Here is a 22,204-nt window from a genome sequence, read left to right as displayed (position 1 = left end):
ATTTTAAGCCCCCAATTCTTTTAATAATTCTTTCTGCTTGCGGCTTAACCCGGCCGGAGTTTTAACAATCACCTCAACTAAATGATTGCCGCGGCCGCGGCCGTTTAAATAAGGCACGCCTTTATCGCGCAAGATAAAAATTTTGCCTGACTGCGTGCCCTCGGGAATTTTTAAATCAACCGGCCCGTCAACCGTAACGATTTCAATTTTATCGCCTAGAGCGGCCTGGGAAAAGCCGATTTCCGCGCGGGATTTTATATTAGCGCCGTCGCGCTGGAAGCGCCTGTCCGGGTTAACCCTTATTTTTAAATACAGATCGCCGGCCTGGCCGCCTTTGGCCGCGGCTTCGCCCTGGCCGGATAATCTTATGGTTTCATTATTATCAATGCCGGCCGGAATTTTAACTTTTAAATTGACTATTTCCTGGACTAAGCCGGCGCCGCGGCAGGCCGAGCATTTTTCTTTAAAGCTTTTGCCTTCGCCGCCGCAATCCTCGCAAGCCATCTGCACCTGCATATTGCCGAGAATCGTCCGCTGAACCCTAATAACGCGCCCTTTGCCGCCGCAAGTTTTGCACGTTATAACTTCCGAGCCCGGCTCCCGGCCCTCGCCCTGGCATTTAGAGCATTTAACGGTTTTTTTCAGGCTGATTTCTTTTTCCACGCCAAAAACCGCTTCGTTAAAATTAATGGCTAAAAGCACCTGGATATCACTGCCCCGCCTGGCGCTTCGCGACCGCTGACCCTGGCCTCCGCCGAAGCCGAAAACATCGCCCAGCCCGCTAAAAATATCGCCCAAATCATCCATATTGACGTTAAACCCGCCGGAAAAATCACCGAAGCCGCCAAAGCCTTGCGCGCCGCCGGCCTGGCCATGCTCAAAAGCCGAACCGAATTGATCGTATTGGGATCGTTTTTTAGAGTCGCTTAAAACCTGATAAGCTTCGTTAAGCTCCTTGAATTTTCTTTCGTCTCCGCCCTGCTTATCCGGATGGCATTGATGCGCCTTTTGCCGAAAAGACTTTTTGATTTCCTCGGCCGAAGCATTCTTATCCACGCCTAAAACTTTATAATAATCCTTATTCATAATATTACTCCCTCTCCTTGATAAGGAGAGGGTTGGGGTGAGGTCTGGTTTTTAATTCACTTTCTCTTTTTTCACATTGACTATTTATTTCAGTTAAAACACCATCAATCTCATAATAAATGTCAAAATTGATAAACCTAATTATTTTAACGCCAAACCGATTAATAAAATTTTCTTTTCCAATATCTTTTTTTATTTCAATTTTATTGCCATGAGTTGCTCCATCAACTTCAATGCCTAATTTAACTTTCGGACAATAGAAATCAAGCACATATCTGCCGACGCTGTATTGTCTTCTAAATTTATATTTTAGTTGTTTATTTCTAATTTTATTCCACAACACTTTTTCAGCGGGAATATCTTGCTGCCTTAATTTTTTTCTTATGCTTTTTAGACAAGGCTGATTATAAACTAAATTGTTTTTTGCCTTTTCCATGCCACCTCCCCTAGCCCCTCCTTAGCAAGGAGGGGAAAATGTCATTTACTTTATTTCTTTTCCGTAAATTCGCCTTCAATCGGCGGTTCTTCTTTTTTCGGCTCGCCGGCTCCAGGTTGTTCGGCGCCAGACTGTGCGCCAGCTTGATTTGCTTGGCTCGCCGAAGCTTCAGCGGAGGCGGCCTGATACATAGCCGCGCCGATCTTTTGCGCTATGGCGTTAACTTCTTCAAGCTTTTTCTTAATGCCGTCAAGATTGTCAGTATCTTTTATTTTCTTCAAATCTTCAATTTTATTCTGCAACTCTTTTAATTCTTCGGGTTTAATTTTATCGCCCGCGTCTTTAATTAATTTTTCGGTCTGAAAAATTACCGCCTCGGCCTGATTTTTAGTTTCCACCTGCTCTTTTTTCTTTTTATCTTCCTCGGCGTGGAGTTCGGCTTCTTTTTTCATTTTTTCCACTTCTTCTTTAGATAAGCCGGAAGAGGCCGTTATGGTGATTTTTTGCTCTTTACTCGTCGCTTTGTCTTTGGCCTTAACATTAAGAATGCCGTTGGCGTCTATGTCAAAGCTTACTTCAACCTGCGGCACGCCGCGCGGCGCCGGCGGAATGCCGTCTAAGATGAAGCGGCCCAAAGTTTTATTGTCGGCCGCCATCGGGCGCTCGCCTTGCAGAACATGAATTTCCACGCTGGTTTGGCCTTCGGCCGCGGTGGAAAAAATCTGCGACTTTGAGGTCGGGATAGTGGTATTGCGTTCAATTAAAGCCGTAGCCACACCGCCCAGAGTTTCTATGCCTAAAGTCAAAGGCGTAACGTCTAAAAGCAAAACATCTTTAACGTCGCCTTGCAAAACTCCGGCTTGCACGGCCGCGCCTAGAGCCACGACTTCATCCGGGTTAACGGTTAAATTCGGCTCTTTGCCGCCGAAAAACTCTTTAACTTTTTTCTGGACTAAGGGCATGCGCGTCATGCCGCCGACTAAAATTATTTCCTGAATATCTTTAATGGTAAAGCCCGCGTCTTTTAGAGCCGACTGGCAGGGCGCGATGGTTTTTTCAACCAAATCCCCGACCAGTTCCTCAAGTTTGGCGCGCGTCATTTTCATGACTAAATGTTTCGGCCCGTTAGCGTCGGTCGTGATAAACGGCTGATTGATTTCCGTTTCCATGGTAGTGGAAAGCTCAATTTTAGCCTTTTCCGCGGCTTCTTTTATCCTTTGCAGAGACAAAGTGTCTTTAGATAAATCAATGCCTTGGTCTTTTCTGAATTCTTCAATGATCCAATTAATAATTCTTTGGTCAAAATCTTCGCCGCCCAGATGAGTATCGCCGTTGGTTGATTTTACTTCAACCGTATCGGCCGATACGTCTAAGATGGAAATATCAAAAGTACCGCCGCCTAAATCGTAGACCGCGATCTGCTCGCCTTTCTTTTTTTCAAAGCCGTAGGCGAGTGCCGCGGCCGTTGGTTCGTTGATTATTCTTTTTACATCTAAGCCAGCGATACGCCCAGCGTCTTTAGTCGCCTGCCTTTGCGAATCGTCAAAATAAGCCGGCACGGTAATAATGGCTTCAGTAATTTTTTCGCCCAACTTAGCTTCGGCATCGGCTTTAAGTTTAGCTAAAATCATAGCCGAAACTTCTTGGGGCGTAAATTCTTTATCTCCCATTTTTATTTTAACGCCGCCGTTAGCCTTAACTATTTTATAAGGCGAAATTTTAATGTCGCGCTGAACTTCGTCCGACTCAAAACTGCGTCCGATTAAGCGCTTGACCGCGTAGACCGTATTTTCCGGATTGGTCACGGCCTGCCGTTTAGCGGTTAAGCCGACTAATCTTTCGCCGTTTTTAGAAATCGCCACGATAGAAGGCGTAGTCCGGTTGCCTTCGGCATTTTCTAAAATTTTCGGCTGCCCGCCTTCAATAATGGCCATAGCCGAATTAGTAGTTCCCAAATCAATACCTAGTATTTTTGACATAATATTTTATATTAATTTAAATTATTTATTAATTTATTTTTTGCTAGTTTTTATCTTAATCGTTTTCGGCTTGGTGCCCAGCGCTTTCGGAACGACAATTTTTAAAATTCCGTTAATCGCTTCGGCCGAGGCCTTTTCGCCTAAAACCTGCGACGGTAAAGGCACGCTCCTATAGAAACTGCCGCGCCTGATTTCCTTCCGGTAATAATTTTTGTCTTCAACTTCACTTTTCTTTTCGCTTTCGCCCTTAATGGTTAAAACATTATTATTGATGGAAATATCAACTTTTTCCGGATCAATCCCTGCCAATTGCGTTTCAATATAGACTTTATCCTTATCCTGATAAACGTCTATGGCCGGAACATAGCCGGCGAAACCGGCGCGAGTCGGCATGTAATCTTCAAACATTTTATCCATATCCTCGAAAGATTCAAGGGATGGCATCCATTTTATGATTGGTGACATATATTTATTCTCCTTTTTCTGTCATTGCGAGCCCAGCGTTTGGGGGCGAAGCAATCTCTGGTAAAAATCCACGTACGTGCCGTTTAACCGGAGATTGCTTCGTCGCTGATGCTCCTCGCAATGACAAATTAAAAATTATTTTAATTTATAAACTATTACTTTTGCCGGCTCAATCACTTTCCCGTTCAGCTTGTAGCCGGCTTTTACCTGCTTGGCCACTTTCCCGTCCAAGCTTTCATCTTCAGTCTCTTCGTTGCTTAAGGCTTCCATTAAATTATGGTCAAACTTTTTTTCAGCCGTAATTTCTTCCACACCGATTTTTTCTAAAACATCTTTAAACTGCTTGACGACGAACTTCACTCCGGTCAGCCATTCATCTTTTGACTCTTCACTGTGATGCTCAATGGCCATTTTTAAATGATCATACACCGGTAAAATTTCTCTTAGCATCTGCTCGTTGGCATAAACCGCGAATTCCATTTTTTCTTTGGCCGTCTGCTTAAGCAAATTCTGGTAATCGGCTAGAGCGCGCTTATAAAGATTTTCACAATCCTTCTTTGGCAAAAATTCATTTAAATAATATCCGATTATTTCTCTTGTTGCTGGATAGACATCTTTTTCTTTAAACCATTCTTCGGGCTTGCGCCAGTCAAATTCGCTATGTTCATCATTCAATTTAACGTCATCGTCGTCGGCCGTTGCAATAAATTCATTAACCACCATATGTAAATTAGGCCTTTCTTCAGTTCTATTAAGTTCTATGGTTGTTAAATATTCTATATTGCTTATATCTAAATTTAATTCCTCCTTCATTTCACGTTTAAGAGTTTGTTCCATACTTTCACCGAAATCTACTTTACCTCCCGGTACTACCCATAAATTACCCCATTTCGGCGACCTAGTTAAAAGTAATTTGCCATCTTTATTAAAAATAAACGCGCTGACTCCGGTAATAGCATATTTACATCCGAAATTATCAATCTCTTTTTCTTCACTCATAACATTATATCTGATTATTATTTATAAAATACTTAATCATCGGCTCAACGGACGAATCGGTAACTTCTTCTTTTTGCTTTAGCCATTCTTCGACAGTCTGCCACTTGAAACTACTACCTTCTTTATTTAATATAACTTTTTGGTCTCCTTTGGCTCTTACCTTATAGAGGAAAGATACTAAATGATTTACCGGACCGGTAAATTTAGTCTTTAAATTATTCATATTTTCAAAATCCAAAAATTCTATGTCTTTTATGTCTAAGTTAGTTTCTTCTTTAACTTCCCGCTTAACCGTTTCTTCAAATTTTTCTCCGATTTCAACATGACCGCCCGGTATGGTAAATTTATTCTGCCAATACCTATGAGCCATTAAAAAAAGTTCCGACTTATCATTAAAAATAAACACGCCAACGACTACTTTAGGATATTTTTTCTCTTCACTCATAATATTACTTCTCCATTAATATATTATTTAGAAACTTTATCAAAGCCAGATTTTTTTCATAATCCATCCGCATGGGCCCTAAAATTCCAAACAAGCCGATATCGTCCTTAAATTTATACTTAGACAAAATCGTGCCGCAAAAATCTCCGAAAGGATTATCGGCGCCTAAAAATATCTGCGGGCCGGCTTCCAGCTTATTGTAAATATTATCTATTATTTCATCCACCCGATCAATAATTTGCGAAATGTCATAAATTAATTTAGTCTCATTAAACTCCGGCTGGGACAATAAATTAGAAATGCCGGTATAATATAAATTATTCCGGTGGAAAGCCCAGAAAACCGCGTTGCCGGAAACCTTAGCCAGCTCTTTGGCCGCCTGTTTAAAACTTATTTCGTCTTTATCTTTTAACAGCCTGGAAAAACTTTTAATTTCCGCGGCGCCTAATTTTTTTTCAGCCAAATTTTCAATATATAAATTATAAGCCTTTTCGGTCGGGATGCGGCCGGCCGAAGTATGCGGCTGGGCGATAAAGCCGGACTGTTCCAATTCAGCCATTTCGTTTCTGACCGTGGCCGAAGAAATATCCAATTTATATTTATCAACCAAAACTTCCGACCCTACGGGAGCGCCGGTTTTTATATGCTCTATAACGATGGTCTTTAAAATTAAAGCCTTTCTTTCGTCCATATTTTTTACACAAAATTTCACTATATTTTACATTTTACACCACTTAGCACTCCTATGTCAAGAGTGCTAATTTTGATATCAAAAAACACTCGTGCCTGCCCCGTAGCGAGCCTGGCGAGCGTACGGGGTCAAGAGAGAGTGCTAAAATATGAGCGGCAGACGTCCGACGTCTCGGAGACGTCGGACGTCTTAGGGTTATTTTTCATGCTCCTGCCGCTTACTTCTGGATCCCGGGTCAAGCCCGGGATGACGAAAATTTAACAAGGCTGGAAAAAATTATTTTTATCGCGCATACGAAATTGTAGCGACCGTAGGGAGCACAAATTTCGTCTAAGCAGAAAAAATAATTTTTTCCAGCCTTAACGTAGCTATTTCTTTTGATTAAAATACCAAGTTAAAACTTCATTAGCGATGGGCACGGCTACGCTTGAACCTTCGCCCCCCTGCTCAATTAAAATAGTTATGACTATTTCCGGCTTATCGTAAGGCGCGAAGCCGGTAAACCAGGCATGGGTCGGCTTGGTGCTTGACCACTGCGCCGTGCCGGTTTTTCCGGCTACGGCTACCGGCACTGATTGCAAACTGCGCGCGCTGCCGGCCGTAACCGTCTGCCTCATGCCTTCCCTAATAATATTTATATTTTTAGAGCTTACAATATTGGCTTTAATCGGCTTATTATCAACTTCACCGATTAATTGATCTTGGCTGTTTAATACCTGCTTGATTAAATGCGGCCGATACAAAGAGCCGCCGTTGGCGAACACGGCCGTATAATCCGCGACCTGCAAGGGCGTGACTAAAGTATCTCCCTGGCCGATTGAGAGATGATAAGTATCGCCGATATACCAAACTTCGCCTTTGGTTTCTTTTTTCCATTCCGCGGTCGGTAAAAATCCGCCGGCTTCACCCGGCAGATCAACTCCGGTTTGCGCGTCCAGCCCGAATAATTTTTCGTATTTTACCATGCGTTCTAAGCCAAGGCCTTTAAAATCCTGATAACCGCCGCCGATATAATAAAAAAAAGTATTAATTGATTCGGCTAACGCCCGTTTAACATTGGTGGTGCCGTGCCCGCCGGCTTTCCAGTCAGGAAAAAACCACTGGCCGATTCTTATGCCGCCCGTACTTAAAAAGCTGGTATTTTCATTGATAATATTTTCTTCAAGCGCCGCGGCCGCGATGACCGGCTTAATAACCGAGCCGGACGGATATTCTCCGGAAATACAGCGATTAATAAAAGGCTTGTCCGGATGATTGGCGATTTTGTCATATTCCGCCTGTGTCAGGCCGCGGGCAAAGTCATTATTATTGTATGAAGGAAAGCTCACCATGGCTAAAATTTCGCCGTTATTCGGATCCAAAGCGATGGCGCAAGCCTTATTAAGATGAACTTTTTGCAGAGCGGCTATAACCGCTTCTTCTAATTTTTTCTGCAAAGTTATATCAATCGATAAAACCAAATTATGCCCGTCTTCTCCGGCTTCCTGATTAATAATCTTTTTTTCTTTGCCTAAGGCGTCAACTTCAATTTGTTTTTTGCCGTTAGCGCCTTTCATTTCATTTTCCCAAAAATTTTCTATGCCTGATTTTCCGATATAATCAATCGGCAGATATTCCGAGCCGAATTTTGCCAACTCTTTATCATTAATTTTCCCCGTATAGCCTAAAATATGGGATAGCGACAAGCTGTATAAATTATATTCCCGCCTGGTTTTATTGGTTATAACCACTCCGGGCATCTTATCGGACTCCAGATAAAGCGCCATGGCTTTATCATAATCAATGTTATCGGCGATAAACAGCGGCTGATATGATTCAAGCGAACCCGGTTTAATTCCGGACAGCAAATTTAAAATATCCTCGGGCTGTAAATCGGCTAAATTTTCGCTGACTCTTTGAATAATGGCTTGGCGCGCCAAACCGTCTTTAGGCAAATCAGCCGGCACGAAATACAATAAAAAATTAGCCGAATTCCTAACCAGCGGCCGATAAGCGCGGTCATAAATCACGCCCCTTTTAGCTTCCAGCCTTTCAACCCTGATGCGGTTGCCTTCGGCCAATTCATAATAGTAGCTTCCCTTAACTACCTGCAGCCAGGCGGCGCGGCTTAAAATAACGCCGATGAAAAAAAGCAAAGCCAAATTTATTTTAAAAATTTTATTGATGTTAAAATTTTTGCCGATAGTTTCTTCGGTGCTTGAAGTCTGCTCCAGCCAGTCCTCGGCCGAACCTCTGTTTAATTTACCAAGCTTAACATCTCCTTCTTTTATGGTAAAAGGGTGGCTTTTTTTATATTGTCTTCTAAATATGGAAGCCATGTTAATATTTTTTTACCCCGTTAAATCCGGCCTTGCCGGAGCGAAGCTATTTAACAGGACGAACTAAAAACACCGGGCTTAAACTTCTGCCTAAAAAATAAATTATATAATAAATAATAAAAGTGAATAAAAGATTCAGGCCGATTTTTTCCAGGAGCGAAAGCCAAAAATTGCTTTGCGTCACCAAAGCGGACGAGCTTGCCTCCGCGAAAATTAAAACGAAAGAATTAATTGCCAATTCATAGATAACGGTTGCCAAAGCGGCTAGAGCCAAAAATGAATAGAGCGAACGGTTAGTCAGAGAATAATTTAACAGCCAATTGGCAATAACGACCGTCAGGCTTAAGCTAATAAGATAAGCGCCAAAGGGCAAGAAGGAAAAAACTTCAAATAAAAATCCCAGGCCGACCGCCCACCAGGCAGTAAAATTAAAACCGGAAAAACCTAAAATGAAAATTAAAACCACCAGGGCCAGATTTAAACTGCCGGCCAGGCCGGGCAAACCGCTAATCAAAGAAATCTGCACGATTCCCAGGCTGATTATTAATATAATATTGGTAATTATTTTTATCGCCATATTGATAAGATATTTTAATATATCTTAACAAAAAAACCATAAAAAAGCCATGCGCGTAAAAAAAGAAGGACAAGCGATGTTTGCTTGTCCTCTTGGCCTCACCCTTAGCGGGTAAAACTCCGAAAAAAGTTTGGCCGTTGTTCTATGGCATTTAGATAAAATTTTTACTGGCCTATTTTTTAAGGCGCTTTTATCTAATTGCCATAGTGCGTACTAGAGAATTTCCACAGGCTTGCTGATTCTTTCAACGCAACCATCGGCCATAAACTCGCCGATTTCATAATATAATATCTGTGGATTTTTCCCTGCGACTCCTATCCCGAGAGGAGTATTAACTGTTTCGACATTAATTATCCCTTCACAGGTTTTAATAAATTCTTTCATTTTTTCAGGCGGAGTTTTTTCGTCTAAAAATATAACTACGCCTCTACCGTCGGGACTTCTCCCGAATCTTACATCGACTTCGCTTTCGTTCATTTTTCACCCCTTTTTGTTTTTTAATTGTTTTGTTTAATTCTGCTATCACCACACATCTATTTTTAAAGACCACCCCCTTTCAAAGATTGAAAAAACACTCTCTACTTAAAACATTCTAATATACCTTAATTTATTAAATTTGTCAAGCGCCGCTATTTTATATCGCCGACGCGCTGAAGATTTAATAATTTATTATATAAGCCGCTTTGCATTTTAGATAATTCATAATGGCTGCCCTGCTCGGCCACTTTTCCGTCTTCCAGGACAATAATTTTGTCAGCCCGCTTAATCGTGCTTAGGCGATGGGCGATTATAACCACCGTCCGGTCTTTACTGATTTTTCCCAAGGCTTCTTGAATTAATTTTTCGCTTGATGAATCAAGATTAGAAGTGGCTTCATCAAAAATCAAAATTTTCGGATTGGCTAAAATCGCCCGGGCGATGCCGAGCCTCTGCCTTTGCCCGCCGGAAAGCTTAACGCCGCGCTCGCCGACTATAGTATCATAGCCTTGCTTTAATTTATTGATATATTCCTCGGCGTTGGCGATTTTAGCCGCCGCTTTAATTTCCGCGAAGCTTACGCCCTTATTAGCGTAAGAAATATTATCTTTAATGCTGGTATTGAAAATTTCCACTTCCTGGGGCACGATGGCTAGGAATCTCCTAAAACTATACAAATCATAATCTTTCAAATCCTTGCCATCAAGCAAAATTTTTCCTTCCGTCGGATCATAATGGCGGTAAATCAGGCGCGCCACCGTGGTTTTCCCGCCGCCGGACGGGCCGACTAAAGCCGTAGTGCAGCCGGAATTTATCTGAAAATTCACTTTATTAAGCGCCTTAACGCTGCTATCTTTATAAACAAACCTCACATTTTTAAACTCAATCTGGCCGCTTAAGCTTTTCACTTTTAAGCCCGCAGCCGGATTAATAATATCCAGGCCCTGATTTTCCAGTTTATACAGGCGATTAATAGCTTCGCTTGAATCCATAATCCGGTCATACAGCCGGGAGATTCTGAACAAAGAAATCAAAGCTTTTTCCGAAATCGTAATTATAAAAACCAGGCTGCCGATAGTAAGGCCGCCGGTCCAAACCAAATAAACGCCCAGGAGCAGAATAAAAATCCGGCCGCCGGTTATAACCGAGCTTCTGAAATAATTATATTTCAACAATTTAAAAAATTCCAATAAAGCGACTTTCTTGGTTTCTTCTTTTATTTCCTTGAATTCCCTGACCTCGCGGTTTTCCTGGACGAAAGATTTTACCGTATTGATATTAATGATCGTCTGAGCCATTTTCCCGGCGGCGTCTTCATACATGTCATGGCGCAAGCGGCGCCAAGGAGATATTTTTTTGTTCAGGCTGGAAGTCAGCAAGATAAAAATCGGGGTAAAAAAAATAAACACCAAGCCGAAGCGCCAATCCATAATAAATAATATCGCGGCCGTGAATATGGTCTGGATTATCGTCGGCCCGACGTCCCAAAAAAAGTTGCCTAAAAGATCGGTTATTTTATCTATGCCTCTTTGGATTTTAAAAATTTTATTGCCGGTATTCTCTTTTTCATGGTAGCTTAAGCCCAAAGCCACCATTTTTTTCTGGGCGTTAACCGATAAATATTTTTCCACATCAACGATAATTCTGAATATTTTTTTGTCGGCGAAATAATCAATCGTATAAACGACAAAATCGGAAACTAAAATCAAGCCGATAAAAATCAGAATATCTTTTATATGCTCGGGCTTAAAATCGGTAATTAGATCTATAATCCGCTTTAAGAAATACGGCCCGATGAATTTTGACAGCTCAAAAAATATTATCAAAACAAACAAATTAATAATTTGCTTATGCGAAGCCGCGATTAATTGCCATAATCTTAACCAGAATTGGCGCATATTAATCGACTTTTTATTTAATTTTAGCTTTAATTCCGCATCGGTCATAAATATAAAAAAACAGGAATATAATATACCTCTTTATAAATAATACGTAAAATTAGAAAAAATATTACAGACAGATTGAGTTTTATTCTTTCACTAAATTTTCCCCTATCCTGAATATATCGCCGGCGCCCATTAGCGCTACGACATCACCTCTCTCAATCCGGCCGCGCAAATATTTTTCGCATTCCGCCAATGTTGAAATATATTTTACCGCCTGCTTAACGCCGGCTAGCTGATTATTGCTTTTTATTTTTTCCACTAAATCCCGGCTGTGCGCCCCGCCTTGCCGCTCGCGCGCCGAACCATAGATATCTATAATAATCAATTCATCAACGCCGCTGAAACTTTCAGCAAAATCATTGAATAGAGCCTTGGTGCGGCTAAAAGTATGCGGGTGAAAAACCACGATTAAATTTCTATCGCCGTATTTCTGCCGCACCGCCTCTACGGTGGCTTTTATTTCCGTCGGATGATGAGCGTAGTCGTCCACTACGACTGCGCCCTTAAATTCGCCTAAGACCTGCATTCGCCTGGCCGTGCCGGTAAATTCTTCCAGATATTTTCTGATTTTGAATAGCTCCACATTTAATTCCACGCAGGTAGCGATTACGGCCAAAGCGTTTAAAATATTATGCCGGCCGGCGAGCTGGATAGAAAAATCGCCTAGCTCCTCGGCGCTTATTTCATCGCCGTCGTCATCAATAGCTTCAACACCCAATTTTACTTTAAAATACTGTTGGCCGTTGTTATTTTTAATGTCATAGGCCACGTAATCGGCCGCTTCGTTGATCGCGTAGGTTATAACCTTGCCTTTGCAATTCACTTGAGCGGTTTTTCTGATTATCGGGTCGTCAAAATTCGCCACTAAAAATCCTTTGCCCGGAATTTTTTTTATGAATTCAATGAAAACGTTTTCATAATCTTCGGGCGTGGGAAAAAAATCCGGATGATCGTAGTCAATATTATTTAAAATTACGGCTTTAGGCTGATAATTGGCCAGCTTGTTTTGATATTCATCGGCTTCTATAACCAAATAATCAGAGCCGCCGATTAAAGAACAGCCGTCAAACTGCGGCACTCGCGCGCCCACCATGACGTTTGGTAGAAGCTCGGCCATTTTCATAACATAGCCCAGCCAGGCCGTGGTCGTGGTTTTACCGTGCGAACCCACCACGGCGATGCCGTATTTCTGGTTGAATATTTCACCCAAGGCTTGAGCATAAGTTAACACCTTCACTGCCGCCTTGGCCGCCGAAGCTTTAGCGAAGGCGGCGGCCACCTCAACGTTGGTTTCCGCGTTATAGGCGGTTGAATAAATTATCAGGTCGGCAGCGCGAGGAATATTCAAGGCGTCAAAATGCTCAATGACTTTTATGCCGGCTTTGGCTAAAACCGCGTCAGTCATATATTTTTCCGGCCCGTCCGAACCGCTGATTTTTATGCGACCGCCTTCGCCAAGGCTATGGCGCGCCGAAGCGGCCAAAAACTGCCCGAGCATAGTCATGCCCACGCCCTTAACCCCGATCATATAAATTTTTTTGATTTTAGAAAAATCCATACTCTTATATTTTAAACTCCCCCGCCTGCTTTAATATTTTTTCTTCATCCAACGTCTTAACTTCCCTATTTTCCATAATAACTTTTCCATTTACAACCACATTCTCCACATCCTCGCCATTAACGCAATAAACCAAATGCGAATATGGATCATAAATCGGCGTTAGATGCGGCTTATTTAAATTTATCGTGATTATATCGGCTTTTTTTCCGATTTCCAGCGAACCGATTTCTTTTTCCCTGCCTAATACTTTAGCTCCATCAATAGTCGCCATTTTAATCACTTCTTTAGCGCTGACCGCCGTCGGGTCGTAATTATTTACTTTATGCAGTAAGGCGCAAGCGCGCATATCGGAAAATAAATCTAAAGTGTTGTTGCTGGCCGCGCCGTCCGTGCCCAGACCGACGGTTATTCCCATTTCCAGCATCCGCTTAAGCGGAGCCGCGCCCGAGGCTAATTTCATATTGCTGATCGGGCAATGCGCGACTTTTACTCCCCGGTTTTTATAAATTTCCAAATCACTGCCCGAAAGCCAAACGCTGTGCGCGGCGATTAATTTTTCCGACAGCAGGCCCAGCTCGTCTAAATATTCAACCGGCGATTTACCGTTATTTTTCAGGCAATCGTCAACTTCTTTTTTAGTTTCGCTGACATGAATATGAACGCGCAGATTTTCCGCTTCGGCCGCGGCTTTAATTTTTAATAAATTATCTTTTGAGCAAGTATAAATGGCGTGCGGCGCCAAAACAATTTTTATAAATTCGTTATTTTTATATTGCTTTGATAGCTTGACCGCTTCTTCCAGGGCGCTATCAGGATCTTTAAAATCTATTCCTGTAATACCGATTAAAGCTCTTAGGTTAGACTTCTCGGCCGGCTCGGCCATGGCTTGGCCGAAAAAATACATATCATTATAGCTTGTCACGCCGGCTTTCAGCATTTCCAAGCAAGCCAGCTCGCCGGCCTGTTTGACGAATTCAGCGTTAACATATTTAGCCTCGGCCGGCCAAATATGCTTATTCAACCAAATATCCAAAGGCAAATCGTCGGCCAGCCCGCGAAAATAAGTCATGGCCGCGTGCGTATGGGTATTTATCAAGCCGGGCATGATAATGGAATTGCCGGCGTCAATTATTTCTTTGGTCTTAAAATCTTTCATTTCCGCAACCGCGCCCACGGCCGATATTTTATTTTTTGACACGGCAACAAAACCGTCTTTTATGACGGATAATTTATCATCCATGGGCAGAATATATTTTCCTTTGATAATTAAATCGCAATTTTTCATAAACTACTACAGTTTGTCATTGCGAGCGACCGGAGGGAGCGAAGCCTGCCTACCGGTAGGCAGGCAATCTCACGTACTCGGAACTTAACCAAAGATTGCCGCGTCGTCTCGAGTACGAGACTCCTCGCAATGACAATTAATTTTTATTTAAACAAACTTTTAATAATTTTTACCATTTCCTCGCTCGCCCCTTGTTTCATGGCGTTTTTCATGTTTACCGCCAGCCGGCCGCGCAATTTTTCATCAGACAGCAGATCTTTTATCATGTGGGTAAAGCTTTCGGCGGTTAAATATTTCTGATCAACCACAATCGCGGCTTTTTTACTTTTAAAAAACTCGGCGTTGGCTTCCTGATGCGAATCCGGCATGGGAATAATTATAGACGGCTTGCCTAAATAAGACAACTCGGATAAAAACCCCAGCCCGGCGCGCGTCACCACCAAATCCGCCGCATTCAGTACGCCCGCCATTTTTTCGGCGTCAAGAAATTCGTATTTTTTGTAATTCGCAATATTATCATTCAATACCCCCTTGTCTTTGCCTGTTATGTGAATAATCTGGCAAAACTTCGTAAATTCATCTAGGCTTTCGAACGCTAGATTATTAATTGCTTCCGCTCCAGTTCCGCCACCCACAATTAATACAACAGGCAAATTAGCATTTAATTGAAAATTGAAAATTGCTTGTCCTGCCTTGTGCAGGGAAAATTGAAAATTTTTTCTAGTCGGATTGCCGATCCACACCGCTTTTTTCCCGTAATCGGCTAAAGATTTTTCAAAAGTTACGGTTATAGCTTTAGCAAACGGCGCCATCAGCTTATTGGCCAAGCCGGGAATTATGTCTTGCTGATGGATTAAAACCGGCACGCCGAGGAGCCAAGCCGCCCAGATCACGGGCACACTAATAAAACTGCCGGCGCTCATTACCAAATCCGGCCGTGATTTCAGCATGATGAATAACGCCTGAAAAAAACCCAGTTTAATTTTAATAATATCAACTAAATTTTTCAAAGAAAAATATCTGCGCCATTTTCCGCCGCTTATCGCCTTAAACTTAATACCAGCCTTTTCCACCATCTCACGTTCCGGACCGAATTTCGTACCCAGCCAGAAAAATTCAAAATCCCCAGACGTCGGACGTCTTTCAAGACGTCCGACGTCTTGATTTTTCAACTCCTCCACCACGGCCAAAAGCGGCGCCACCGACCCGCCGGTCCCACCGCCGGTTAATAAAATTTTATAAATTTTTTTATTTATATTATTCATAAAATATAAACCGAGTATTTATCTCTCAATAATCAAAAACTTTTCTTCGGGAATAACCCGCACTTCAAATTTTCCGCCATACCTTTTTAATCGCTCAAGTTTATCCGCTAGTTCTTCCGTGTAATGGCAAATAATTTTTAGCGGCAGAATGCCTAGACCTTTATCATAAGCGTCATCGTCGTTTTCATAATAATATTTTGCCAAAACCAACGCGCCGGCCGATGAACCGGCTACAATTTTATCTTTCCATAAATTTTCTAAATTTGATATTTTCTCTAAATATTTTTTTAAAATACTTGTGTTACCGCCGCACATATAAATTGCGTCAGCCTGTTTTATTTGTTCAATAAAAACGCTCGCATTTTCATCGGCTAAAATTAAATCAAAAGCCTTTTGCGGCGCGGCGGAGAAAAACCTATGTCTGTCTTTTCCTAACTCTTCCTGCCAACTGTCTTTTTCTTTGGCATAACAAACGATAAGAATATTATTAGAATCCGGCAAATTATTAGCTATTTCAAAGAAAAAATTTTTATTAGCTATGGTATCTTTCTTAGCGGCCCCGCCATGCAAAATATATTTTGTCATATAAAATTAATAAATCAGCATTATTGCGTCTAACCCCTGGATTCCCGCCTACGCGGGAATGACAAATAACGAGATTGCCTCGCTCAGTTTGAGAAAAATTATTTTTATCGCGCATACGAAATTGTAGCGACCGCAGGAAGCCCAAATTTCGTCTAAGCTGAAAAAATAATTTTTCTCAAACTGAGCATCAACCCTTTGACAAACACCTACCTCGTCTGCTTGCTGATATTAATCAATATGCCGACCGAAGCCAGGGCCACAAGCATGGCCGAACCGCCGTAGCTTACCATAGGCAAAGGCACACCGGTCATGGGCATAATATTAACCATGCCGCCAATATTTATCAAGGCCTGCATAACAATCCAGCTGACTATGCCGATGGCTAAAATCTTACCGAAATCATCCGGCGCTTTTTTAGCGATAACCACACCCCTAAAAAATAAAGCCAAATATAATAAAATCAAGCCTACGGAAAAAACAAAACCGATTTCTTCGCTGATAATCGGAAAAATAGCGTCGTTTTGCGCCTGCGGCAAATAAAAAAATTTCTGTCTGGAAGCGCCTAATCCCCGCCCCCAAAAACCACCGGAACCAACGGCGATTAAAGATTGATTGACCTGATAACAAATTTCCTCTTTGGAAAAAGACGGATCTAAAAGGCACTTAAACCGATTGGCCTGATAAGGATAAACGTTTACCATGATAATTAAAGCTAAGAGCCCCAGCAAAATTAAAACTATCAAATGTTTGATACTGCCGCCGCCGATAAAATAAACCGCCAGCGAGGCTAAAGCGATAATAGTTAAAGTGCCCATATCCGGCTGTAATATCATGAGCATTGCGATAACCCCCAAAATAACCACAAACGGCCCGATGCCGCGCGACACCTCGGCCAACTGTTTTTTCCGGCCCTCCAGCCAGGCCGCCAAATATAAAAGAAAAGTTATTTTAACGAATTCAGCGGGCTGCAAGGAAAAACCGAAAACATTAATCCAGCTCCGAGACGTACCCCAGGTGCCGGCCAGGCCGGGAATAAAAACCAAAAGCAAAAGGCCGATAGAAGCGATTAACATCCATAAAGCGTATTTGCGCCAAAGCTGATAATCAACGCGCGAAAAAAACCAAGCGGCCGCCAAGCCCAAAACCAGGCCGAAGAGCTGATGCTTAAAAAAATAATAGCTGTCCTGATGGGCGCTGTAAGCCATAACCGATGAAGCGCTGGAAAGCATAATCAGGCCGAAAATAACTATGGCGCCGACTATAAAAACAAGCGGCCTGTCTGATTCATGCTCGCCTTTGTAATTAATTAATTTATTTAATAGGCTTATTAATGAATTCATAATAATTGGTTGAGCTAAATTTTATAAATTTAGCTCAACCATCATGTTGTATATTTTTACATTGTCTTGTCCAATAAAAATACCACCAGCCCCATGGCCGCGCTGACGCCGGCGATCACCCAGAAGCGCATAACGATTTTAGGCTCGCTCCAGCCGATGGCTTCCAGATGATGATGAATCGGCGAAGAAATAAAGATTTTTTTTCCTCTGATTTTCTTGGATAATTGCTGGATGATGACGGAAAAAGATTCTATAACGAAAACCAAGCCGATAACCGGCAAAATCAAGGCCGAATTAGTCAGCATGGCGATGACGCCTAAAGTAATGCCTAAACTCATGGCGCCGGTATCGCCCATATAAAATCTGGCCGGGTTGATGTTAAACCATAAAAAAGCCAATAAAGCGCCGACGATCACGCCGCAAAAAGCGGCTAAATCATATTTACCGGTAGAAAAAGCAATCACGCCGAAAGCGGCGAAACAAAAAAGCAAAACGCCGCCGGCCAAACCATCAAGGCCGTCGGTTTCATTAACCGAAAAAGCCGTAGCCACTAAAACAAAAATAAAAATCAGCATATACGGCCAGCCCATTTGATAATCGCCGAGAAACGGCACATGAAAAACGTCCCAGCCCAATTTAAAATAAAACCATAAAGCGCCAAAGCAAGCGATAATGGTGTAAATCAATAAGCGATGCCTTACTTTCAAACCGCCGCCGCCCAGAATGCCTTTACCCCTAACGTCCAGCCAATCATCAACCAAGCCGATTAAGGCCGTCGCTACCAAAGCGCCTAAAGGCAAGAGCGTCTCCTTGCGGGACAGAAAATTAAGATAGCTGAAAATATCCGCGGAAAAAATTTTCGGCAGATAATAAAACATCAGCGCCAGAATTAAAACCGTCAGCCAAATTAAAATGCCGCCCATGGTCGGCGTGCCGTCTTTATGGGCATGCATTTTAGAATAAATCGGCGTCGAGCCGTTGGCTCTAATTTTCTTGCCCAGATTATATTTATACAAATAATGAGTCAGTAAAGGCGTCCAAAAAATAGCAACCACAAAAGCCAAGGCGGTTAAAAGCAAAACTTTGATAATATAAAAGTCAAACATAATTTTTATTGTTTTATCTGAAATTAACTGAATAAATAGCCAAAGTGCCGGCGATTAAAAATAAGTTAATCAGCAGAGAAAACCCCAGCAATAAATGAATTAAAAAATTATTTTTTCTAAAAATATTTAAAAGCAATATAAAATTAATAATGATAAAAGCCAGCCCTAAAGTCGGAATAATATAAATATCTTTAGCGTCGCCGATTAAATTTACGCCCAAATTCACATTATAATGTAAAACCACTAAATTTTGGCTTACATTATTATTAACATAAAAAGCCAGCAGCCAGTTAATAATATTTAAAGCCAGCAGAAACAGCAGATATATTTTGACAAACATAAAACTAACCAGGCCAAAAACTGCTTGGGCCAATTTTTCGCGGCTAAAATATATATAATTCAGTATTTTCTGGCCGTCAATCGCCATATATTTAACTTAACATACTTTTGCTTAAAAATAAATCCCTTATCCCGGACTATTGTTTACTTAATTTATAATTTTATGTTATAATATGATTAGACTAAATCTTCTTTGATTGCGCTACTTAACCTTTTTAAATAATTACATGCTGTCAAACCAACAACTAAAAAAAATACTGGAAAAATCCGATATCATGCCGCCGGAAGAATTTGAAAAATTTTCCGCGGAAGCGGAAAAATACGGCAAAACTCTGGAAAATTATTTAATTGAAAAAAAGATAACAACCGCCAGCTCTTTATATGAAGACGCGGCCAACTACTTTAAAGTGCCTTTTATCAATTTAAAAGACCAGATTATCAGAAAAGATGTTTTATTCAGCATCCCGGAGCCTATCGCTGCGACTCATCAAATAATCGCTTTCGCCTCTGATGATAAAGAAATAAAAATTGCCACTTTAGACCCGGAAAATATTGAAATTTTTGAATTTATCAGAAAAAAAACCAATTTAAAGCCGGTTATTTATTTAACCACCCCGGAAAGCCTTAAGGAAACCGTAAAGCAATACCATAAAAGCTTAAAGGCCGAATTCAAAGAATTGGCCGATACCAAAATAAACGACAGCGATGAAAATCTTAAAAAATTAGCGGAAAATCTGCCGATTGTCAGAATCGTTGATACGCTCTTGGAATACGCGATTTTCGAAGGCGCGTCGGATATTCATATTGAGCCGGAAGAAAAAGATATCATAGCGCGCTACCGCGTTGATGGCATTTTAAGAACGGTCATGACCTTGCCGAAAAACGTCCAGCCGGGAATTATCGCCCGCATAAAAATATTGGCTAACTTAAAAGTTGACGAACATCGCTTGCCGCAAGACGGTCGCTTTAAAATAAGCGCCAAAGAATATAAAGTTTCTTTCAGAGTTTCTATTATTCCGACTTTTGACGGAGAAAAAATCGTCATGCGCCTCTTAAGCGAAAAAGCCCAAGTTTTAACTTTAGAGCAATTAGGGCTTCAGCCTTCAGCTTTAGAATCTGTCAAAAGGAATATTGCCAAGCCGCATGGCATGATTTTAGTAACCGGGCCTACCGGTTCGGGAAAAACCACAACGCTTTACACGGTCATGAATATTTTAAACACGCCGGAAGTCAATATTATGACTATTGAAGATCCGATTGAATACCGCATGCCGCGCGTCAACCAATCCCAAGTCAACCCGAAAATCGGCTATACTTTCGCCGCCGGTTTAAGAGCTTTTTTAAGGCAAGACCCGAATATTATTATGGTCGGAGAAATCCGCGACCAGGAAACCGCCGAAATCGCCATCCATGCCGCCATGACCGGCCATTTAGTGCTGTCAACTTTGCATACTAACGACGCCGTAACCACCCTGCCCCGCCTCTCCGACATGGGCATACCGGCCTTTTTAGTGGCTTCAACCACTAACATCATAATCGCCCAAAGATTAGTCAGAAAAATCTGTCCCAATTGCATCCAAAGCTTTAAATTAGATAAGCAAACCGTAATTGAATTAAAGCAGCAGCTTGATCTGGAAAATATCATGCGGACGCTTGAAGAAAAGAAAATTATTGTTAACGCCAAGCAAGGCATAGAAGCTTTGCTGTTTTATCGGGGCAAAGGCTGCAAACAATGCTCCAACTCCGGCTATAAGGGCCGGCTTGGCATCTACGAAGTTTTAGAAGTCACCAAGGAAATGTCGGAATTGATTTTAAGAAAAGCTTCGCCGTCCGAGCTTAAAAAACAAGCGGAAAAGCAAAATATGCTTACTATCATTGAGGACGGATTTATTAAAGCCAAAAACGGCATTACCACGATTGAAGAAATTATGAGAGTAACTAAAGAATAAAGACTTTAAAACCTTTTTTAGAAAAAGGTTTTCCCCCTCCGGGGATAAATAATATTTTCAAAAAATATAATGTATCGAATAAAATTTTATAGCGAGCAAACCTGCCTGCCGGTAGGCAGGGCTCTACGGCCATAAAATTTTTATTCGATTATAATTTATGACCGTAATTTTACCCGAGCAAAACGAACCGGCCGATCAGCCGGAAAAAACCGCCGAAACCGCGCCGCCGACCAGCCGGGAGGAAAAGCCGATCGGCCAGAAAAAAAATATCATGGGAGCAATTAATCATTTTTTAGAAAAATTTTCTTCCATACCAATCTCTGAAAAATTATTTTTTGTCCAGCACTTAGGCATAATGCTTAAAGCCGGAATTTCTTTGTCGGTGGCGCTAAAAACTTTAACCAAGCAAACCAGCAATAAAAGATTCGCCAGAATAATAAGCGACGTTTCAAAAAACGTGGAAAAGGGCGTAAGCTTTACCGAGAGCTTAAGGCCGCACGAAAAAGTCTTCGGCCAGCTGTTCATCAGCATGATTGAATCCGGAGAAATTTCCGGAAAGCTGGAAGAGGTTTTAAAAAGATTATATATCCAATTTAAAAAAAATCACGAGCTGGTTTCCAAGGTTAAAGGAGCGCTTACTTATCCGGCGGTGATTTTATTCGCCATGTGCGGCATCGGCGTTTTTATGATGATTTTCGTAATCCCCAAAATCACCGCCATGTTTAAAGATTTTAACGCCGAACTGCCGTTAGCCACGAAATTATTGATTAAATTATCCGACAGCTTAGTCGCCAACGGCCCGCTTTACTTTATCGGCCTGGTTGTTTTCATATTAATTTTAGTCCAGTCGATAAAAACAAAAAAAGGCAAATATTTTTTCCACGGCCTACTTTTAAAATTGCCGATTATCTCTCCGATCATTAAAAAGGTAAACCTGGCCCGTTTCGCCCGGACTATCAGCTCGCTTTTAAGAACCGACATTATGATCATTAAAAGCTTCCAGATTACGGCCAATGTTTTAGGCAATGTCTATTACCGCGACGCCTTAAATGATATGAGCGACAAAATCAAAAAAGGCGGCACCATCAATGAAGTTATCGGCAATTATCAAAAATTATTTCCGCCCGTAGTCGTGCAAATGATCGCCGTGGGCGAAGAAACCGGCGAGCTTGATTATATTCTTGAAGAATTGGCCGAATTCTACGAAGGCGAAATCGACCAAACCATGGACAATCTGCCGGCGATAATTGAGCCGATTTTAATATTAACCCTCGGCATCGTCGTCGGCGGCATGGCCATAGCCGTAATTATGCCCATGTACTCTTTAACGTCAGCCATCTAAATGGCTAAGCCAA

At 41.7% G+C, this 22,204-nt stretch carries 20 protein-coding genes; 2 read left to right on the top strand and 18 right to left on the bottom strand.

The genetic code is table 11. The features are described from left to right. Window positions 1-3: 3 nt before the first annotated feature. From dnaJ to WC639_00705, 18 genes are all read right to left on the bottom strand, one after another. Complete coding sequence (gene dnaJ / locus WC639_00790; protein ID MFA6306332.1) at window positions 4-1,086, bottom strand: molecular chaperone DnaJ; 1,083 nt, start codon at window positions 1,084-1,086, stop codon at window positions 4-6. A 4-nt stretch (window positions 1,087-1,090) separates the two neighbouring features. Next, on the bottom strand, window positions 1,091-1,522 hold the full coding sequence (locus WC639_00785; protein ID MFA6306331.1) for a DUF559 domain-containing protein: 432 nt from the start codon (window positions 1,520-1,522) through the stop codon (window positions 1,091-1,093). 50 nt (window positions 1,523-1,572) lie between these two features. Continuing rightward, a complete protein-coding gene (gene dnaK, locus WC639_00780) occupies window positions 1,573-3,501 on the bottom strand; it encodes a molecular chaperone DnaK (protein MFA6306330.1) in 1,929 nt (642 codons plus the stop codon). A 33-nt stretch (window positions 3,502-3,534) separates the two neighbouring features. Then, on the bottom strand, window positions 3,535-3,966 hold the full coding sequence (locus tag WC639_00775; GenBank protein ID MFA6306329.1) for an Hsp20/alpha crystallin family protein: 432 nt from the start codon (window positions 3,964-3,966) through the stop codon (window positions 3,535-3,537). Between the two features lie 135 nt (window positions 3,967-4,101). Continuing rightward, window positions 4,102-4,965 carry a nucleotide exchange factor GrpE gene (grpE, locus tag WC639_00770; protein MFA6306328.1) on the bottom strand — a complete coding sequence of 288 codons (864 nt, stop codon included), beginning with the start codon at window positions 4,963-4,965 and terminating at the stop codon, window positions 4,102-4,104. Between the two features lie 4 nt (window positions 4,966-4,969). Next, entirely contained in the window at window positions 4,970-5,410 is a 441-nt protein-coding gene (locus WC639_00765) for an NUDIX hydrolase (protein MFA6306327.1), read from the bottom strand. Between the two features lie 4 nt (window positions 5,411-5,414). Beyond that, window positions 5,415-6,101: a hypothetical protein gene (locus tag WC639_00760; GenBank protein ID MFA6306326.1), complete on the bottom strand. Its 687-nt coding sequence runs from the start codon at window positions 6,099-6,101 to the stop codon at window positions 5,415-5,417. Window positions 6,102-6,469: 368 nt separating this feature from the next. Then, the gene (gene mrdA / locus WC639_00755) at window positions 6,470-8,419 is read right to left on the bottom strand and encodes a penicillin-binding protein 2 (GenBank protein MFA6306325.1); all 1,950 of its coding nucleotides are present in this window, start codon (window positions 8,417-8,419) and stop codon (window positions 6,470-6,472) included. A gap of 46 nt (window positions 8,420-8,465) precedes the next feature. Then, window positions 8,466-8,996, bottom strand: coding sequence for a hypothetical protein (locus WC639_00750; GenBank protein ID MFA6306324.1), 531 nt, complete (start codon window positions 8,994-8,996; stop codon window positions 8,466-8,468). 213 nt (window positions 8,997-9,209) lie between these two features. Further along, on the bottom strand, window positions 9,210-9,473 hold the full coding sequence (locus WC639_00745) for a hypothetical protein (protein MFA6306323.1): 264 nt from the start codon (window positions 9,471-9,473) through the stop codon (window positions 9,210-9,212). Window positions 9,474-9,625: 152 nt separating this feature from the next. Then, complete coding sequence (locus WC639_00740) at window positions 9,626-11,419, bottom strand: ABC transporter ATP-binding protein (protein ID MFA6306322.1); 1,794 nt, start codon at window positions 11,417-11,419, stop codon at window positions 9,626-9,628. Window positions 11,420-11,501: 82 nt separating this feature from the next. Beyond that, complete coding sequence (gene murC / locus WC639_00735; protein MFA6306321.1) at window positions 11,502-12,977, bottom strand: UDP-N-acetylmuramate--L-alanine ligase; 1,476 nt, start codon at window positions 12,975-12,977, stop codon at window positions 11,502-11,504. Window positions 12,978-12,981: 4 nt separating this feature from the next. Continuing rightward, a complete protein-coding gene (locus WC639_00730; GenBank protein ID MFA6306320.1) occupies window positions 12,982-14,265 on the bottom strand; it encodes an amidohydrolase in 1,284 nt (427 codons plus the stop codon). 143 nt (window positions 14,266-14,408) lie between these two features. Beyond that, window positions 14,409-15,530, bottom strand: a complete 1,122-nt coding sequence (gene murG / locus WC639_00725; GenBank protein ID MFA6306319.1) for an undecaprenyldiphospho-muramoylpentapeptide beta-N-acetylglucosaminyltransferase — start codon at window positions 15,528-15,530, stop codon at window positions 14,409-14,411. Window positions 15,531-15,548: 18 nt separating this feature from the next. Then, window positions 15,549-16,115 (bottom strand): Type 1 glutamine amidotransferase-like domain-containing protein, encoded by a 567-nt coding sequence (locus WC639_00720; protein ID MFA6306318.1) that lies wholly within the window; start codon window positions 16,113-16,115, stop codon window positions 15,549-15,551. A 206-nt stretch (window positions 16,116-16,321) separates the two neighbouring features. Further along, window positions 16,322-17,455 carry a putative lipid II flippase FtsW gene (ftsW, locus tag WC639_00715; GenBank protein MFA6306317.1) on the bottom strand — a complete coding sequence of 378 codons (1,134 nt, stop codon included), beginning with the start codon at window positions 17,453-17,455 and terminating at the stop codon, window positions 16,322-16,324. Window positions 17,456-17,511: 56 nt separating this feature from the next. After that, window positions 17,512-18,561 (bottom strand): phospho-N-acetylmuramoyl-pentapeptide-transferase, encoded by a 1,050-nt coding sequence (gene mraY, locus WC639_00710; protein MFA6306316.1) that lies wholly within the window; start codon window positions 18,559-18,561, stop codon window positions 17,512-17,514. Between the two features lie 13 nt (window positions 18,562-18,574). Next, a complete protein-coding gene (locus WC639_00705) occupies window positions 18,575-18,988 on the bottom strand; it encodes a hypothetical protein (GenBank protein ID MFA6306315.1) in 414 nt (137 codons plus the stop codon). 139 nt (window positions 18,989-19,127) lie between these two features. Here WC639_00705 and WC639_00700 point away from each other — a divergent pair, with 139 nt between their 5' ends. Together WC639_00700 and WC639_00695 are read left to right on the top strand one after the other, a co-directional pair. Beyond that, complete coding sequence (locus WC639_00700) at window positions 19,128-20,849, top strand: GspE/PulE family protein (protein MFA6306314.1); 1,722 nt, start codon at window positions 19,128-19,130, stop codon at window positions 20,847-20,849. Between the two features lie 157 nt (window positions 20,850-21,006). Continuing rightward, window positions 21,007-22,191, top strand: coding sequence for a type II secretion system F family protein (locus WC639_00695; GenBank protein MFA6306313.1), 1,185 nt, complete (start codon window positions 21,007-21,009; stop codon window positions 22,189-22,191). The last annotated feature ends 13 nt before the right edge of the window (window positions 22,192-22,204 follow it).

It is taken from the genome of Patescibacteria group bacterium (assembly GCA_041662965.1).
In the GTDB taxonomy this organism is placed as follows: domain Bacteria; phylum Patescibacteriota; class Patescibacteriia; order Patescibacteriales; family GWC2-42-12; genus JACPHD01.
The sequence above is the reverse complement of the archived record's forward strand: the minus strand, read 5'-3'. Positions and strand labels throughout refer to the sequence as shown.

Excerpts from the sequence above, each read along its gene's own strand:
- dnaJ (MFA6306332.1), bottom strand. The coding sequence starts at position 1,086 with ATGAATAAGGATTATTATAAAGTTTTAGGCGTGGATAAGAATGCTTCG.
- WC639_00785 (MFA6306331.1), bottom strand. The coding sequence starts at position 1,522 with ATGGAAAAGGCAAAAAACAATTTAGTTTATAATCAGCCTTGTCTAAAA.
- dnaK (MFA6306330.1), bottom strand. The coding sequence starts at position 3,501 with ATGTCAAAAATACTAGGTATTGATTTGGGAACTACTAATTCGGCTATG.
- WC639_00775 (MFA6306329.1), bottom strand. The coding sequence starts at position 3,966 with ATGTCACCAATCATAAAATGGATGCCATCCCTTGAATCTTTCGAGGAT.
- grpE (MFA6306328.1), bottom strand. The coding sequence starts at position 4,965 with ATGAGTGAAGAAAAAGAGATTGATAATTTCGGATGTAAATATGCTATT.
- WC639_00765 (MFA6306327.1), bottom strand. The coding sequence starts at position 5,410 with ATGAGTGAAGAGAAAAAATATCCTAAAGTAGTCGTTGGCGTGTTTATT.
- WC639_00760 (MFA6306326.1), bottom strand. The coding sequence starts at position 6,101 with ATGGACGAAAGAAAGGCTTTAATTTTAAAGACCATCGTTATAGAGCAT.
- mrdA (MFA6306325.1), bottom strand. The coding sequence starts at position 8,419 with ATGGCTTCCATATTTAGAAGACAATATAAAAAAAGCCACCCTTTTACC.
- WC639_00750 (MFA6306324.1), bottom strand. The coding sequence starts at position 8,996 with ATGGCGATAAAAATAATTACCAATATTATATTAATAATCAGCCTGGGA.
- WC639_00745 (MFA6306323.1), bottom strand. The coding sequence starts at position 9,473 with ATGAACGAAAGCGAAGTCGATGTAAGATTCGGGAGAAGTCCCGACGGT.
- WC639_00740 (MFA6306322.1), bottom strand. The coding sequence starts at position 11,419 with ATGACCGATGCGGAATTAAAGCTAAAATTAAATAAAAAGTCGATTAAT.
- murC (MFA6306321.1), bottom strand. The coding sequence starts at position 12,977 with ATGGATTTTTCTAAAATCAAAAAAATTTATATGATCGGGGTTAAGGGC.
- WC639_00730 (MFA6306320.1), bottom strand. The coding sequence starts at position 14,265 with ATGAAAAATTGCGATTTAATTATCAAAGGAAAATATATTCTGCCCATG.
- murG (MFA6306319.1), bottom strand. The coding sequence starts at position 15,530 with ATGAATAATATAAATAAAAAAATTTATAAAATTTTATTAACCGGCGGT.
- WC639_00720 (MFA6306318.1), bottom strand. The coding sequence starts at position 16,115 with ATGACAAAATATATTTTGCATGGCGGGGCCGCTAAGAAAGATACCATA.
- ftsW (MFA6306317.1), bottom strand. The coding sequence starts at position 17,455 with ATGAATTCATTAATAAGCCTATTAAATAAATTAATTAATTACAAAGGC.
- mraY (MFA6306316.1), bottom strand. The coding sequence starts at position 18,561 with ATGTTTGACTTTTATATTATCAAAGTTTTGCTTTTAACCGCCTTGGCT.
- WC639_00705 (MFA6306315.1), bottom strand. The coding sequence starts at position 18,988 with ATGGCGATTGACGGCCAGAAAATACTGAATTATATATATTTTAGCCGC.
- WC639_00700 (MFA6306314.1), top strand. The coding sequence starts at position 19,128 with ATGCTGTCAAACCAACAACTAAAAAAAATACTGGAAAAATCCGATATC.
- WC639_00695 (MFA6306313.1), top strand. The coding sequence starts at position 21,007 with ATGACCGTAATTTTACCCGAGCAAAACGAACCGGCCGATCAGCCGGAA.